This is a genomic window from Bacillus sp. SIMBA_008, assembly GCF_046535495.1.
Classification (GTDB): Bacteria; Bacillota; Bacilli; order Bacillales; family Bacillaceae; genus Bacillus; species Bacillus subtilis.
In genome coordinates, this window is the sequence record NZ_JAWRWL010000958.1 from 1 (window position 1) to 249 (window position 249).

A 249-nucleotide genomic window follows, 5' to 3' on the forward strand; every position below is an offset into this window, starting at 1 on the left:
GTAAAGTATCGTTATTAAAAGAAAAAGATAAAAACTTAGAAGGTACAGATATTCGTGAAGGTGTAGCGGCTATCGTGTCTGTACGTGTACCAGAAGAAGTACTTCAGTTTGAAGGGCAAACGAAAGGGAAACTTGGTACAAGTGAAGCTCGTTCTTCAATTGATGCCATTGTATCAGAGCATTTAGCTTACTTTTTAGAAGAAAACCCGGATGTTGCTACACTTCTTGTGAGAAAGGCAGTTAAAGCAG

The 249-nt window shown here is 38.6% G+C and carries 1 pseudogene; it reads left to right on the plus strand.

Annotated elements, in window-relative coordinates:
• Positions 1-249: pseudogene (locus SB658_RS26215) on the plus strand (DNA topoisomerase IV subunit B); the annotation flags it as partial.